Below are 15,915 nucleotides of genomic sequence, written 5' to 3'. Positions count from 1 at the left end.
CTCTGACACCGGCATCAATTGGTCGGACTTGGACATCCTCTCTGATACGGGTATCAATTGGTCGGATCTGGACACCTTATCTAAAGCCGGTATCAACTGGAGCGACTGGGAGGTCTTGTCTGATACCGGCATCAATTGGTCGGATTGGGATGTTCTTTCAGATTCCGGCATTAATTGGTCGAATCTTTCTGAAATGAGTTCAAATGGTGTTAACTGGGCTGGTATTGGCGAGCTTTCCGAAACGAACGTTAACTGGGCTAATATTAATGAAATGTCCGAAGCAGGCATTAATTGGGACAATATTCAATCTCTATCAACAGCCGGTATCAATTGGGGCGATATATCCGTTTTATCCGATATGGGCATTAACTGGTCGGACCTAGACGTTCTCTCCGATATGGGTATTAATTGGAGCGATATTAATGAGCTTAGCGCAGCCGGTATCAATTGGATCGATATCAATGAGCTAAGCGATACGGGAATTAATTGGTCTGATATTGGTGTTTTAAGCGACATGGGTATTAATTGGGCTGACCTGGATGTTCTATCTGATGCCGGCATCAATTGGGCTGACATTGATACTCTTTCCGACGCCGGAATAAACTGGGCGGATTGGGACGTACTTTCTGATATTGGTGTTAACTGGAGTGACCTGGGGGCGATGTCTACTGCCGGTGTAAATTGGATCGACATCTCCTATATGTCTGGGATCGGCATCAATTGGGATGATATGGGCACCTCAAGCACGGCGGGAGTTAATTGGAGCGATATTGCTTCGATGAGCCACACAAATATCAACTGGAATAATATCGCTTATCTTGCCGATAATGCGCAGGCACTTGTCAGCAATGTCAATACGATCCTTTCTGTTGTGAATACGCTAACGACGACCATTGGCGCAACGGGCGATAATTCTTCCGCAAATACGTTATTTGGGAAAATCGCTGCGGTTTACGCGGCGGTAGCCTCCATCGGCGGTGACGTCAATTTGAGTTCAAATGTGTCGAGTATTTTAAGCAAGGTTACCGAGCTTGAGACTAATGTCGGAACGACCGATGATACATCGTCATCAACGACCGTTATCGGATATGTTAAGAAAGTAACGGATTATGTCGATACCTTGGAAACCCTGATCGGGCAAACAACGGATACGGAAACGGCAACAACCGTTTTTGGATCTCTGTCAAACTTGGAAACCATGAAAGAGAATATTGCAAAAGCCAAGAGCAGCGCCGAAGCTGTGCTTGGCGAAGCTCAAGGCATACGCATCGAACTCGGCGCTAAGGGGCAAACACCAACGGCATATGAAAAGCTTAAAAATCTTGAAGCCGCTTTAAAAGATCTTCGAACGGCTGCTGAGGCTATTTCAGAAAGCCAAGTTGAATCCGGCGCCTTAGCTTCTGAAATGGTGACGACTTTAACAAATTTTGTTAATGAAAGTGCTCAAGCGGTTGGTGTTGGCGGAACAGGCATGGCCACCGAAGGGCTCAGCAAAGAAGAAGCGAGCGATTCAGTTAAAATACAGAACAAACTTGATGAGATCAATGCGAAAGTCCAAGCCCTTAAGGATTCCGTTGAAACCCAAGACGTTGTCGTTAAAACTTATTTTGAAAGCGGGGAATAACACCTAAGGTGTTTTTTAAGAAAATGACTAGAAAAATAATCTTGATTTTATTTTTAGCCGCGACAATTTTCTTTAAAGCGCATGGCCTTGCCGTGGCTGTTAATATTAATTTAGTTGCCGTAAATCCTTCCTCAACTGAAACCAAAAGCGTCCCCATCAAATATTACCTTCCTCGAGAGCTTGAGCCAGAAGATGTTATCAGCACTGCTGGGCTAGCACTAGATTACGACATCGATAAAGGTTCTTATTTTGTTTCTGGGTTTCTGGAGCTTCAGCCAAAAGAATCAAAGACGATCAAAATCGAAACCAAAGATGTTTGGCGCATTTCCTTAGATGAGATTGATATCTTGAAAAATGAGCTGAGTAAAAATTTGGATGCGCTAACGGGAACTCAGTATTACGAAACGGCTAAGATCTTAAAAGAGGAGATGGACAGAAAGCTAGACATTATCATGGCTCAACAGCAAAGCTATTCTGATAATGTGGAGCGCCGCATTGAAGAATACCGCGCCTACCTTAATGATCTTAACGATATCCGTAAAAACGCTTTTTCGGCAGATTTCCTAAAGTCACCTGTCGGCAGGATCGAAGCCGATACGGCTAAGACCGTAAAATTGGTGATCGAAGTACAGAATCCTTCCGAAAAGGACTCGAAAACTGTCAAACATCAGCACTATTTGCCAAAAGAAGTGACGTCTGAGGATGTTGTTGACCGGCAAGGTTTCGATGTCCGTTATGATGATGAAAAACAGCAGTCCTATCTATCAAAAGAAGAAGAATTTAAGCCCAGCGAAACAAAAAAATACGAAATTACCATAAAAGATGTTTGGAGCATTCGCGATGACCGCGTGACTGCCTTGCAGGATCGCGCTGATCGTGCTTTTGCGGGTGTTAAAGGTACGGAATTTGAAAGCAGCGCAACTTATCTTTTGAATAACATCATTGATCGCCTGCAGAAAATTCACGAGTCCCAAAAAGTAACGCAAGATATGAAAAAACATGTTGGGGCTTTCCGGACGAACAAGGACCGCTATTTTAAAGCTGAGCAGGATCTTTCTAAACTGGAAAAAATGCTCGCTCTCGCTCAATCAAAGAAATTGGAAGAATTAGAAAAAAGCAAAGTTAAAAACGTTTTGCAGAAATTGCAGGCCTTGCGAGGCATTACGGCTATTTCTCAAGCTTTGTTCGGCAAAAAACCATCCATCACAACGACTTGGAAAGTTATCTGGGGTATTTTAGCATTTGTGGCATTTTTCACTTCCGTGCATTTCTTTGTTTGGTGGAGAAAGTCTCAGGTGATGGGTGAGGAGATGGCGTTAAAATCCGGTGGCGTTATTAAAGAAATAACTGAAAGTAAAGAGTCACCCGAACCGGAAAAGTAAAATTTAATTTCGCAGTGATAATTTCTTGATTTTCCCTTATTCGTTCGTAAGGGTCAGTGCTATAATCACTTAAGAATAAAAGGAGGATCATCGTTGGTTGATTTGCGTTATACGGAATTTGGGACAGTGCGATGCATTCGAGGATGTATCGTCGTTGTCATGGGTTTTAAAAACTGCATTAACGGACAGCTTATTAAATTCGGCTATGGCACCGAAGGCATTATCGTCGGTTTTGATGAAAACGAGGCTCAAGTTCTTATTGTTAAAGAAACAGAAAAGATCAAAACCGGTGACAAGGCCATCGCAACGCTGGAACCTTTCAACACTCCCGTCGGAAATAAATTGATCGGTAGAATTGTTAATCCTTTAGGAGAAACATTAGACGGGCTCGGCCCCTTAGAATACGATGAGATGTATCCGATCTTTGTCGAGGCGCCTGCTATTTTGACCAGGGAACCGTTGCGCAAGACACTGGAAACGGGCATTAAGCTTATTGATACGATGATCCCGGTTGGATTCGGTCAGCGAGAATTAATTTTAGGCGATAAAATGACCGGAAAAACAACTGTCGCAACGGATACGATCCTCAATCAAAAAAACACCAACGTTATTTGTATTTATTGTTGTATCGGAAAATCAAGGTCTTCACTCGCCAAGGTTGTGCAACTGTTCCAGGATCATGACTGCTTTAATTATAGCCTGATCGTTTCTGCGGCCGCATCCAGCCCTCCGGGGCAGCAATATTTAGCTCCCTATGTGGCGTGCTCGATCGGTGAATATTATATGCGTCAAAGCAAGGATGTCTTTGTGGTCTTTGACGATTTTACTAAGCATGCGTGGTGCTATCGAGAGATCTCTCTTTTATTAGGCCGTCCTCCGGGGCGCGACTCTTATCCGGGAGATATTTTCTATTTGCATTCAAGAATGATCGAGCGCGCGGCTTTTATGGACAAAGACCATGGAGGCGGTTCCATGACTTTTTTTCCTATTGTCGAAATCCTAGAAGGCGATTTAACGGGTTATATTTCTTCGAACTTAGTTTCCATGACCGATGGACAGATCTATATGAGTACGCCGTTATTTGGAGAAGGTCAAAAACCGGCCGTTGATCTGGGTTTATCGGTTTCTCGCGTCGGAAGCAAAGTTCAGTGGCCGGCGATCAAGCAGCTAAGCGGTTCGTTACGTTTGGAATACGTTCAGTATAAAGAGCTAATGCGCATCTCAAAACTTAAATCTTCCGGACAATCGGAAGAGGCTATTCAACAACTTAAAGGCGGTGAGATCTTAGGCGAATTATTAAAGCAGGATAAAGATAGTCCCGTAGCGCTTGAGGCTCAGGTTTTTATTTTTTATGCTTTAAAGAAAAAAGTCCTCTATGAAATGATGATCCCTGAAGTAAAGGTTTTTCAACAAGAAATCTTGGAATTCGCCAGAAAAAAAGACCCGGATCTCGTTAAAACAATTCGCGAGAAAAGAAAATTGGATGATGCGATCAACAAGGGGATGGATGCTGTCTTAGATGAGTATCTCAAAGAAATTATCGCAAAAAGACCTAAGGAAGACGACGAAACAGACGGTGATCAAAATGTTGGCGTGGATGCCCTTGACGCGGCGACAACCAAAAAGCCTGAGGAAGCTAAGGCAAAGTAGGTTGACCTATGGGTAGTTATCGAAGTACTTTTAAGTGCACCGTTATGACTCCGGATGCTCTTGTTTACGAGAATGAAGTTCAAAGCCTTTTTTTGACCGGCGACCAGGGTGAGTATGAAATTTTGCCGTATCATTATCCTGTGCTTGGTATTTTAAAAGAGGGCAGTATCATTGTTGATTGGAAGGAAAGTATCCCGATCAAGGTTGGGCTTATAAGATTTTTTGCAAATGATTGCATTATTCTTATCGAACAAAAAGAACGCCCCAAAGTAGAGAAAAAATCAGACAAAGACGATATCGCGTATGCTGAAGAAAAAGATTAGTTTTAGAAAATTTGATATATTCGGAAATTCCGGCGCGGCCATGGCGGAAACGCTTATTATCATTTCCATCATGTTCATTGCGGTTATGGGTCCGTCGGTTGTTATCGCGGTTTTAGGCTATGCCGTTATTAAAGCTTTGGGGCGAAATCCATCGGCGGCGTCAAAGATTTTTATGGGGATGATCGTGCTTTTGACGTTCGTTGAAGCCATTTCTATTATTGCGATTCTAATCATATTCCAGTTATTTGGAAGGTAAAAGATATGAGCGGGGACGCTTGGGGCGCGGGGATATTTTTAATTGCATGCACGTTTATCATTATGGCGATCCCTTGCATCGGAATAGGATTTCTAGGATATCAGATGTTGAATAAGTTGGCTCATTTTCCCAGCAAGAATTCCGCTATTCAGATGGATATCTTTATCTGGGTTGTTATGATCGAGTTTGTTTCAGTGGTCCTTTTGATGATCGCGTATATGATCTTGATCGATTCAAGTGATTCTTTGCCAAAAATGAAAAATGCTAAAAATAATTATCAGCAGGAATTATTAATAGCGTAGTTAGTCCTTAATGATGATAGCGATGGAATTTAGCGCGAAATGTTTTTAAGAGGGAGAAAAAAATTATGAATGTCGTTATGCTTATCTTGCAATTCTTGATCCTGATGGCTGTTGTGACCGGTGCGGTGTTGTTTGTTTTGCATCGGATCTTTATCTCAAGCACCGACGGGGCATTAAAACGCTTAGACAAAGATACTGAGCTTGTCCGTACGAAACAAGCAGAGCTGACACGCAAGATCAAAGAAGCCGAAGAAGAGCTTGGAAAAAGAAAAGAAGAGGCTGATAAACTAACTAAGAAAATGATCCTAGAGGCTGAAGAGGCAGCGCGTGTTGAACGCGATAAGATCATCAAGAAAGCTCGTGATGACGGCGAAGAAATTATTGCCAAGGCCCAGAGCACGAAAGATAAGATCCGCCAAGAAATCGAGAAAGAAACAGAAATTAAAACTGTTGATCATGCCATTGAGGTCTTAAATCAGATCTTAAGCGCCGATGCTAAAAAGGCTTTGGACACGCAGTTAGTGAGTGAATTCATTGACGGGTTAGACAAAGTTGACATGGCGCAAATCAGTCAGGACATTGACACGGCAGACGTTGTCTCTGTTAATCCGCTTGACGAAGCAGCCAAGGAAAAACTTGCGAAAGTCATCAAGGGAAAACTGAATCGCGAGATCAAGGTCAATGCGACAGTCGACCCGAAGATCGTTGGCGGTGTCGTTCTTAGATTTGGAAGCTTGGCGCTGGACGGCAGTTTAGCGAACACGATCAAAGAAGCAGGCGCGGCCTTGAAGCAAAAGGTTGAAGGCGAGTAGAAAGGCTGTTTTTAAAAAGAAATGGGTAAAGCCAATAAAATTAAGGGCGACCTGGAGGATATGATCGAATTGGTCGCCATTATCCAGGTTTTAAAAGATGTGGCGTCGAATAAATTTCACACATTGGCTAATCGTAAAGATAGGTTTATGCGTTTCGGGGAATCGTTTGTTGAGTTCTTTCGCATGATCAGTTTTTCTAGGATCCGGCATCCTTTAGTTTCCAATGATAATCCGGCAACGGGAATTGTTGTTATCACGTCGGAAGCGGGCTTCATGGGAGACCTTAATACCCGTGTTATCCGAGCCGCGCTTGCCGAACAGGCGAAATTTCCTGATTCTGTTTTGATCGCTGTCGGGAAGAAAGGAGCGGCAAAGCTGGCCGCTCCGGGGCGCAACATGAAAGTTTTTGAAGAGATCGAGGCAACGGGGTATTATCAAACAGCTATTAATATCAAAGATTATCTTATCAAAGAAGTTCTTGAAGAAAGATTGGGCAAGGCCATTGTTATCTATCCTTGGTCAAAGAACTTCTTGGTCCAAAAGCCGAGAGTTATTAAGCTTCTTCCATGTGAAGAGCTTTTAACAAAACAAGCCGAGTTTGTTGATGCCATTGAGCGTGTTATTGAAGAATCTGATCCAATTGATATTATCGGTTATTTAGCGGACATGTGGCTGGTCTGTCGTATTTATGAAATGCTTCACGATACGGCTATTTCCGAAGCCGCGGCTCAATCGCAACAATTAGAGGCGAGTTTGCAGAAGATGCAAAAAGAAAAAAAAGGCGTTCAGATGGCATTTAATAAAGCTAAAAAAGGCGACATTGATAAAAGTATGAGAGAGGTTTTTACCTCTCGGTTAATGACCCGAAGGTAATCAAAAGAATTTCTTATATTTATGGAAAATCAAGAACCAAAACCCGAAGATCAAAGCCAAGTTCCCGGACCTTCCGCGCCATTGGCGGCGGCCGTCAAGCCTCCGGAACGTCGTCGAGGATTAGGAAAGATCGTTTCGGTCCAGGGGCCGGTTGTTGACGTGAGCTTTGACAATCCCAAAGATATCCCGGCGCTGTATGACGTTATCGAAGCTTATACATTTGACAAACGCCGTGTTATTTTACAATGCGCCGAACATTTGACAACGAAAGTCGTCAAATGCGTTGCCTTAAGCGACACCTTGAACCTTCAGCTCCACGCCGCTTGCTATAACACTTTTCAGCCTATTGCCATTCCGATTGGAGACGAATGTTATGGACGCGTTATGGACGCGACCGGAAAGCCCTTAGACAATGCCGGCCCGATTGCCGCAACAATGACAACGCCGATCCGGCGCCATATTAAGCAGGTTCCTTTTGATCTTAAAAGAAAGAAAGGGGAAAAACCGCAAATCCTGGAAACGGGAATGAAATACATTGACCTTCTTTTCCCTTTGGTTAAAGGAAGTAAAACCGGGATTTTAGGAGGAGCCGGTTGCGGAAAAACAGTCGTTATCCTTGAGCTCATGAATAATATCGTTAAGGAACACAGCGGCGCCTGTGTTTTTACGGGGATCGGCGAACGGATCCGCGAAGGAAACGAACTTTTTCATGAGTTAACAGAGCATAAACTTATTTCAAAGGTTATGATGACGTTCGGCCAGATGGATCAGCCTCCGGGCGCGCGCGCGGAAGTTGTCAACACCGGAATTACATTGGCCGAATATATTCAATCTAAAAATAAAGATGTGTTGTTGTTTATGGACAATCTTTTCCGCTTTATTCAAGGAGGACAGGAAGTTTCAACGCTTTTAGGGCGAGTTCCTGCCGAAACGGGGTATCAACCTACCCTCGCTTCTGAAGTTAGCGCGGTCCAAGAGAGAATTCGTTCTTTGGAAGGCGGCGGTTCTGTTACGGCCTTGCAGGCTGTTTACGTTCCTGCCGACGATATGACAGACCCGGCGGTCGTTGCGATCTTTAGTTATTTAGACGGCGTTATTGTTCTTTCGCGGGATTTAGTTCAAAAAGGTATGTATCCGGCCATTGACCCTACAATGAGTTCCTGTTCAAATCTTGATCCCAACATCGTCGGGCGAAGACATTTTGATATCGCTCAAAATGTTATTACGCATTTTAATAAGTTTAATTCATTAAAAAGAATTGTTGCCGTTATCGGCGTTGAAGAACTTAATAAGGATGACCGTTTGATCTATAGCCGCGCGCAAAAGTTATTTAATTTTATGACACAACCCTTTACGGTCAGCGAGGTTTTTACCGGGAAAAAGGGAGAGTTTGTTAAGCTGGAAGACAATGTTGAAAGCTGTGCTAAGATTTTAAGCGGAGTTTATGACAAGGTAAAGCCGGAAGCGTTCTATATGATCGGGAAAGCCCCTGTAGCATAAAATTTATCTCTAAAATTCTATGATGAACAGACAGACAGAAAAACTTCTTGCGGATGCTTTAGTAAAGAATAAGGTTTTATCGTCGGAAGACGCGCAAAATGCTCTTATCCAGGCTCAGCGTGTTGCCGAATCGTTTGAGCATTATCTTTTGCGCTTGGCCCTTGTGAACAAAGAACAAATTCTTATCGCTCTTTCCGCGGCGCTCAACTTGGCGACGGTTGATTTAAGGAATTCCGTGATCGAGAAAAGTGTCATCGAAAGAATCCCGGTGCGCTTTGTCTGGTACTATAAATTTATGCCGGTTAAAATTGAAAATCGTGTGCTGACCTTAGCGGTTAATTCGCCTTTAGATATTAAAGTTCAAGATGAACTGCGCGTTCATCTTGGCCTTGAGCCCAAAATGGTTTTAGCGCTTGAAGATGACATCATTGATGCCATAAAAAAATATTATGGATTAGCGGCAGATACCATTGACCGTATTTTAAGCAAGGATGTTGTTAAAAGAACAGCCGCGGCTTCCACGTCGGAGAAATCCGTCGAGGACATTGAAAAGAAAAGTGAAGACGCCTCCGTCATCAAACTTGTTAATCAAATTATTCTTGAGGCGTATCAGAAACGCGCGACCGATATTCATATTGAACCTTACCGCGATAAGGTGAGATTTCGTTATCGTATTGATGGTGTTTTGGTTGATGCTAATTTGCCTTCCGAAGTTAAACATTTTCTTTTGCCTATTCTTTCGCGAATTAAGATCATGGCCAATTTGAGCATTGTTGAGAAACGCCTTCCGCAAGACGGAAGCGCGGTGGTCAAAACTAATGAGCAGACACTCGATTTGCGTATTTCAACCATTCCGACTCCCAGCGGGGAAAGCATGGTGATCAGAATCCTGCCTACCAAGGTAATGCTTTTTAGCCTGGAGAAACTCGGCCTTTATTTGAAAAATGTGCAAATATTCCGGGAGCTCATCAAGAAGCCTCACGGGATCATTTTTGTGACCGGCCCTACCGGAAGCGGGAAAACCACCACTCTTTATGCCTGTTTGAATGAAATTAATTCTGCCGAGCGAAAGATCATTACCATTGAAGACCCTATTGAATATGAAATGGAAAATGTGACCCAGATCCAGGTAAGTCCGAAAGTCAATTTAACATTTGCGGCCGGGTTACGCAGTGTTTTGCGTCACGACCCGGATATTATCATGGTCGGTGAAGTCCGCGATCTGGAGACGGCCGAAATTGCGATACGGACCGCTTTAACTGGACACCTTGTTTTTTCGACTTTGCATACCAATGATGCTGCGAGCGGTGTAACCAGGCTTATCGAGATGGGCCTAGAATCTTACTTGGTTTCTTCCAGCATTGAAGCATTTGTGGCGCAGCGCCTTGTTCGGGTTATTTGCCCTAATTGCAAAGAACAAGCGATGAGCCCTTTTCTGGAGATCAAAAAAGAAATTTCCGAAGCCTTGAGAATGCCCAATATTGATCAAATAAGGATTTATCAGGGGCGCGGCTGTGATCAGTGTAATCATACCGGTTTTTATGGGCGTACAGGAATTCATGAGATATTGGTGATGGATGATGTCATTAAAGCGGCTGTTTTGGAAAAGCCGCGAGCAGATCACATCAAACAACTGGCTATGACGCGAGGCATGGTAACACTGCGGCAGGACGGCTGGCGAAAAGTCATTGAAGGCGTTACCACTCCGTCGGAAGTTATGAATGTAACGACGAAGGAAGACTACTCTTGGATGCAGAAAGAAGTAGTTCCTCAGAATGAGAAGGTAAAAAAAGAAATAAAAACGATCACTGCGCCGATGACTGCAGATGTTCCTGTCGCGAATCGTGTTGTTAGCAAGGAAGTTCTGGCGACTGAAAATCAATATGGGGGGAGGATCTACCCTCGCGCGGCAACTAAAGTAGCGATCCGTTATAAAGTTTTTCAAGTTGAAGCCAAGGATGATGCCTTTGCGTTAAAGGGTGATAATGTTGAGCATTCAACCGCAACAAAGAATTTAAGCGCCGGAGGGCTATTGTTTATTGCGGCGCAACCAATGTCGGTCGAATCCATCTTAGAAGTTAAGATACAGTTAGACCCAAAACAACCCAGCATCGACTGCTTGGCTAAGGTTTGCCGCGTTGAAGAAGATGACCAGCGCAATACGTTTAATATCGCCGTCTACTATCTCGACATCACCAGCGCTGACCGCGTTAAAATTAGCGAATTTGTGAAGCTGAGGGTTCCGGAAAAAGAAAGTACAAACGCATAAAAACTTTTAAGGAAAAATCTTATGCCGACATTTCATTACAAAGCACGTAAAGGGCAAACGGAAACTATCTCCGGACACTTGGAGGCGCAAAACCAGGATGAAGCGATCGACATGCTGCATCGTGAAGGGCTTCTTCCGATCGCTATTGAAGAGAGAAAATCTTCCTCCGCTGGGAAAGGGTCATTGTCAGCCAAGAAAATAAGATCAAAAGATCTGTATATCTTTAGCCAACAATTAGCCAATTTAAATAAGTCGGGCGTTTCTTTGTTGCGCGCGTTGACTATCATCGGGGAACAGGCGCAAAATCCTTATTTAAAAGAGATCATTTTTGGAATTCAAAAAGGAGTTAAAGAAGGCCGCTCTCTTTCCAACTGCCTTGCGGATTATCCGGCTGTCTTCTCATCTTTTTATGTCGCGATGATCAAGGTAGGAGAAGAGGGAGGCAGTTTAAAAGAAATGCTGTTACGCATTGCCGAATATCAACGCAGTCAAGAAGAGTTGTCGTCAAAAGTACGTACGGCCTTAGCTTATCCGGTCGTTATGGGAGTTGTCGGCCTTGCCACGATCGTTTTTATTTTAACGTTTGTTATGCCGCGGATCACAAATCTTTTTATTGAAGCCGGAGAAAGCCTTCCTCTGCCAACTAAGATCCTCATGCAGGCAAGCGATGCGTTAAGGACGGGATGGTTTTGGATCCTTTTGGTTGTTGTTGTCGCCGGGATCTTGCTGGACCGTTGGGCAAAAACAAACGCAGGACGATTGAGCTTAAGTGTTTTTAAGTTACAATTGCCTTTGTTTGGGAACCTTATTCTTAAGTCGGAACTCGCGCGTTTTGCGAAGACATTAGAACTTCTTTTAAAAAGCGGAGTTCAGATCATAAAGGCGATCGATATTGCTTTACCAATTCTTTCCAATGAAAAGATCCGCCAAGAACTATCCGGGCTTAAAAAAGATCTAGAATCGGGATCGACGCTCGGACATGGCTTAAAACATTCTAAGATCGTTCCTTCTATCATGGTTAATTTTATCGTGGTGGGAGAGGAGGCAGGGCTTCTGGAAGAAGCACTGCGTGATGTCGCGGCCTCTTACGAACAAGAAACAGACGAGATCATTAAAACATTAACGACTCTTCTTGAACCCGCAATGATTTTAGCCGTCGGACTAATTGTCGGATTTATCGTGATCGCCATGATGTTGCCGATATTCCAGATGGATGTCTTGGCGCGCTAATGATTAAATGACGATACGAAATCTATTTTTTGGGATTTTTATAGCCCTTTTTTGCATTCAAGCAGGCGAGGGGGCGCAAGAAAGCCCTTGGCAGCAACTTAAAGGAAAACATTTTGTTGTTTATTACAATTTTAAACAAGATGAACCGGCGGCGCGAAAAATCCTGAATGCATCGGAAGATTATTACGATAAGATCACGCGCAAGATCGGTTATGCGAGGCATACGAATTCCTGGACTTGGGAAGAACGTGTTCGGATCATTATTTTCGCGGATCAGGCGGCATTTAGCCGTAGCACCGGGCAGCCCGCATGGTCGCGGGGATATGCCGATAGCGATTCGTATCTTTTTCACTCGCGGCTCATTGCCACCTTTCGGCAAGAAGAAGGATTCATCGATGGAATACTTCCTCATGAGATCAGCCATCTTGTCTTGAGGGATTTCGTAGGCTTTGAAGTGAAAATGCCTTTGTGGTTCGAGGAAGGTGTTGCTCAGTTCTACGAATCCGATAAACGAAGTCAAGCGCAGGAGGTTATGCCTCGGCTTGTTGCCAAAAAGATGTATATTCCATTCGATGTTTTTATGAATTGGGATATACGTAAAGTAAAAGATCAATCGTTGGCCAGTCTTTTTTATGGGCAAAGTGTTTCGGTCGTAGATTTTCTTATGAAAAAATACGGCAGTGATAGTTTTGGGTTGCTCTGTCGGTATTTGAGGGAAGGAAGAACCATGGCAGAAGCTTTACGCGGTGCATATCCAAGGATCCGTTCGGTTCAAGATTTTGAAAATGATTGGGTTGTTTATTTGAAATAATAAAGGAGGAACTATGATCAAAGGAAAACAAAATAGAACAATAAGAAAAGAGCGTGCATTAAGCGCTTTTACTCTGGTTGAAATCATGCTGGTTGTTATTATCATTGGCGCTTTATCGGCCATGATCATCCCGCGTTTGACCGGACGATCCGACCAGGCAAAAGTTGCGGCGGCGAAGGCGGATGTCGACGCGCATTTAGCCACAGCCCTTAAGCTTTATGAGCTTGATAACGGCAATTTTCCTACCACAAGCCAAGGGCTTGATGCGCTTTTATCAAAGCCGAGCGGTAATCCTGCGGCTTCCAATTGGAACGGGCCTTACATTGAAAGAAAGCCGGTTGACCCATGGGGTCGGTCGTATGAATATGCCTCACCGGGTGAACATCGCTCTGATTACGATCTTTATTCAAAAGGAAAAAATGAAAGCAAAGAAGACGACGACGTTACCAATTGGGGCGACTAAAAACCGTTTTGGTTTTTCGTTCGTTGAATTAATGGTGGCCGTAGCCGTTTTGGCTTCCGGGATCGTTTTTATTTACCGAATATTCTTTATCTCCTTGAATTATTCCAACCATGTTGTTTATCGTCTGCACGCCTTAGATCTTTTAAGCCAAAAAATTGAGACCACCGAGCGAATCTTCCGGGAAAAGAATGAAATTGTTTTTGGTTCCCAACAAGAGGTAAAAACAGTTTTGATCAACAATCGCCCGGTCGATTTTCGTTATGTGCTAGATTTTAAAAGCGTTGATGGATTAGAAAGCCTTTATGACCTTACCGTTTCGGTGTCTTGGGCTGAAGGTGTTCAAAAGAAAACTCTCTCGCGCAGTGCCTACATTGCTGATTTTTAATACGATGATAAAAACCACAAACCATATTAATGTTGCGGGAAATCGACGACGTCGGGCTGTAAATAGAAAATCGGCGTTTACCTTGGTTGAGATGCTGTTGGTCGCCTCTTTGTTTTCCGTTATCAGCTTGGCGGTTTTTAATGCGTTCGCGAACGGATTAAAGATCTGGGAGAGAGGTTGCCGCCCGATCATTGAAGAAGACATTTCTTTATTTTTTGAGAAATTAGAGGGAGATTTGCGTAATTATTCAGTCTATTCTCATATAGGATTTGACGGAAAACCGGGGCGCATTACATTTGCGACGATCGTATCAACGCTGATCGATCAAAAGAAGGTTAAAGGCGTCGAAGAGGCTGGTTACGCAAAGGAGATCGGCCGCGTTGAATATTATTTTGACGAGAATCGCCGCAACCTATATCGTCGGCAAGCCAATTTTAGCCAAGCTTTGAAAAATAAGTTTGGCCCGGACCAGCCAATTTTAAAGTCCATTGAGTCGGTAACGTTCCAATACGGTTACAAGACCAACCGCGGCTACGTCATAGAAAACAAGGGGAAAGATGCCATTCCTTCGTTTGTTCTGGTTGATATTAAATTCAAGCAAGGCCAAGGCATTGGCCAGATGAAAAAAGTTATATCAATTCCGGTGGGTAACTAATGAAGCCGTTATTCTACCATAAAAGAAATGGCAGTATTCTGGTCTTTGCTTTGTGGGCGATGACCTTGCTCAGTATTTTTGCGGTTTATCTCGGAGTTGGTGTCAGGCAGAAAATTATTCTGCTTGCCCGGCTGGAACAACGCGCGCGGCTTAATGATATCGCGCAAGCGGGGGTTAAGAAAGCGATCGTGCTGATCCAAAGCGAATTTTTAGAAAATAATCAAGTTTTATCGGTCCAGGGAAAGATAAACCTATATAATAATGACAGATATTATCGGGGAATTGAGATAGAAAATTCTGTCGGTGAAGTCAGCTACGATGCTTTTGATGATGCGGCGGTAAATTTTCAGAAACGCTTCGGGGTTATTGATGAGGAGCGTAAGGCCAATGTCAATAAGATCGATTTGCTAGGTCTAAAGCGCCTGATCGCTGATGTGATGCGATGGGACAGTGAGCAGGCTCACGCCCTTGCTTTGTCGATCATTGATTGGCGTGAATACGGTGAAAGTGAGATCGAGGGTTTTTCGAGCGATGCTTATTATGAAAATCTCCAATTTCCTTACGAGCCGAAAAATAGTGATTTTGAACTCATCGATGAACTTTTGCTCGTCAAAGGAATGACGCCGGAGATCCTAAAGAAGCTGTCTTCCTTTGTAACGGTTTATGGGGATGGCGCGGTGAATCTTAATACGGCATCGCGGGTTGTTTTGATGGCGGTTGGGACGAGCGGGGAGCTGACGGATAAGATCTTATCTGTCCGCCGGGGCCCGGACGGGATCGAGGCCACTGAAGATGACTTTATTTTTTCAGCCAGCTATGATCTTTTTAGCAATTTGCAAAAATTCGTTAAAATAAACAAAGAAGAAGAAGACGAGATTAATTACTTAAATGGTTTGAGGAAATTTTGCACAAATTCTTCTTTTTATTTGATCAAAAGCAGCGGTAAAATAGCGAAGAAGGATTCTAAGCTAACTGTGCGGTGTGTTTTCAATCTTGCGGATAAAAAAATCGAATACTGGCAAGACCATTTTGGGGGATATTAGAAAAACCGATGAGCCTTTTAAGCGCCGATCAACATTATGTTAGCGTTGCCTTTAATGAAGAAACTTTAAAGATCGCTCATTTAAAGTTTTCTTCTTCGGGCAAGGAAGTTCTTGGCATTATTCTCCGGGATGTCCGCGGCATATCGCCCGAGGAATTACCGAAGCTGATCACCTCCGCCTTAAATGATTTTAAGCTCAAAAAAGCAAACGGCATTTATATTGTCAACCCCAATACCACGATCACGAAAAATATTGAAATTCCTTCCCTGGACCCCAACGAAATAAAATCTATTATTGATCTGCAGGCCGGACGCCATACTCCTTATTCACGCGAGGA

Annotated in this window: 17 protein-coding genes; all 17 read left to right on the top strand. The window is 43.5% G+C overall.

The features are described 5' to 3' along the window. Window positions 1–1,624 (top strand): hypothetical protein (locus WC676_08715; GenBank protein ID MFA5060685.1); only part of this gene is annotated, 1,624 nt, incomplete at its 5' end. A gap of 23 nt (window positions 1,625–1,647) precedes the next feature. Then, window positions 1,648–3,006 (top strand): hypothetical protein, encoded by a 1,359-nt coding sequence (locus WC676_08710; GenBank protein ID MFA5060684.1) that lies wholly within the window; start codon window positions 1,648–1,650, stop codon window positions 3,004–3,006. A 93-nt stretch (window positions 3,007–3,099) separates the two neighbouring features. Then, window positions 3,100–4,656, top strand: coding sequence for a F0F1 ATP synthase subunit alpha (gene atpA, locus WC676_08705; GenBank protein MFA5060683.1), 1,557 nt, complete (start codon window positions 3,100–3,102; stop codon window positions 4,654–4,656). A gap of 8 nt (window positions 4,657–4,664) precedes the next feature. Beyond that, window positions 4,665–4,979, top strand: a complete 315-nt coding sequence (locus WC676_08700; GenBank protein ID MFA5060682.1) for a hypothetical protein — start codon at window positions 4,665–4,667, stop codon at window positions 4,977–4,979. Then, entirely contained in the window at window positions 4,960–5,235 is a 276-nt protein-coding gene (locus WC676_08695; GenBank protein ID MFA5060681.1) for a hypothetical protein, read from the top strand. The genes WC676_08700 and WC676_08695 overlap by 20 nt, the downstream gene beginning before the upstream one ends. 5 nt (window positions 5,236–5,240) lie before the next feature. Then, the gene (locus WC676_08690; protein MFA5060680.1) at window positions 5,241–5,537 is read left to right on the top strand and encodes a hypothetical protein; all 297 of its coding nucleotides are present in this window, start codon (window positions 5,241–5,243) and stop codon (window positions 5,535–5,537) included. A 65-nt stretch (window positions 5,538–5,602) separates the two neighbouring features. Beyond that, on the top strand, window positions 5,603–6,349 hold the full coding sequence (locus tag WC676_08685) for a F0F1 ATP synthase subunit delta (protein MFA5060679.1): 747 nt from the start codon (window positions 5,603–5,605) through the stop codon (window positions 6,347–6,349). 21 nt (window positions 6,350–6,370) lie between these two features. Then, the gene (locus WC676_08680; protein MFA5060678.1) at window positions 6,371–7,222 is read left to right on the top strand and encodes a F0F1 ATP synthase subunit gamma; all 852 of its coding nucleotides are present in this window, start codon (window positions 6,371–6,373) and stop codon (window positions 7,220–7,222) included. Window positions 7,223–7,243: 21 nt separating this feature from the next. Then, on the top strand, window positions 7,244–8,722 hold the full coding sequence (gene atpD, locus WC676_08675) for a F0F1 ATP synthase subunit beta (protein MFA5060677.1): 1,479 nt from the start codon (window positions 7,244–7,246) through the stop codon (window positions 8,720–8,722). Window positions 8,723–8,741: 19 nt separating this feature from the next. Beyond that, entirely contained in the window at window positions 8,742–10,991 is a 2,250-nt protein-coding gene (locus WC676_08670; GenBank protein ID MFA5060676.1) for an ATPase, T2SS/T4P/T4SS family, read from the top strand. 21 nt (window positions 10,992–11,012) lie between these two features. Further along, window positions 11,013–12,221, top strand: coding sequence for a type II secretion system F family protein (locus WC676_08665; GenBank protein ID MFA5060675.1), 1,209 nt, complete (start codon window positions 11,013–11,015; stop codon window positions 12,219–12,221). Window positions 12,222–12,228: 7 nt separating this feature from the next. Next, window positions 12,229–13,032, top strand: a complete 804-nt coding sequence (locus tag WC676_08660) for a hypothetical protein (protein MFA5060674.1) — start codon at window positions 12,229–12,231, stop codon at window positions 13,030–13,032. 13 nt (window positions 13,033–13,045) lie between these two features. Continuing rightward, entirely contained in the window at window positions 13,046–13,495 is a 450-nt protein-coding gene (gene gspG / locus WC676_08655) for a type II secretion system major pseudopilin GspG (protein MFA5060673.1), read from the top strand. Next, complete coding sequence (locus WC676_08650; protein MFA5060672.1) at window positions 13,452–13,880, top strand: prepilin-type N-terminal cleavage/methylation domain-containing protein; 429 nt, start codon at window positions 13,452–13,454, stop codon at window positions 13,878–13,880. Before gspG ends, WC676_08650 begins: the two co-directional genes overlap by 44 nt. 4 nt (window positions 13,881–13,884) lie before the next feature. Continuing rightward, window positions 13,885–14,535 (top strand): prepilin-type N-terminal cleavage/methylation domain-containing protein, encoded by a 651-nt coding sequence (locus WC676_08645; GenBank protein ID MFA5060671.1) that lies wholly within the window; start codon window positions 13,885–13,887, stop codon window positions 14,533–14,535. Continuing rightward, window positions 14,535–15,578 carry a hypothetical protein gene (locus tag WC676_08640; GenBank protein ID MFA5060670.1) on the top strand — a complete coding sequence of 348 codons (1,044 nt, stop codon included), beginning with the start codon at window positions 14,535–14,537 and terminating at the stop codon, window positions 15,576–15,578. The genes WC676_08645 and WC676_08640 overlap by 1 nt, the downstream gene beginning before the upstream one ends. An 8-nt stretch (window positions 15,579–15,586) precedes the next feature. Then, on the top strand, window positions 15,587–15,915 hold a 329-nt coding region (locus tag WC676_08635), incomplete at its 3' end, for a hypothetical protein (GenBank protein ID MFA5060669.1).

The sequence above is a fragment of the Candidatus Omnitrophota bacterium genome (assembly GCA_041649175.1).
GTDB lineage: Bacteria > Omnitrophota > Gorgyraeia > Zapsychrales > JBAZNR01 > JBAZNR01.
Note: the sequence above shows the minus strand (reverse complement) of the source record. Positions and strands in the feature narration are given on the sequence as shown.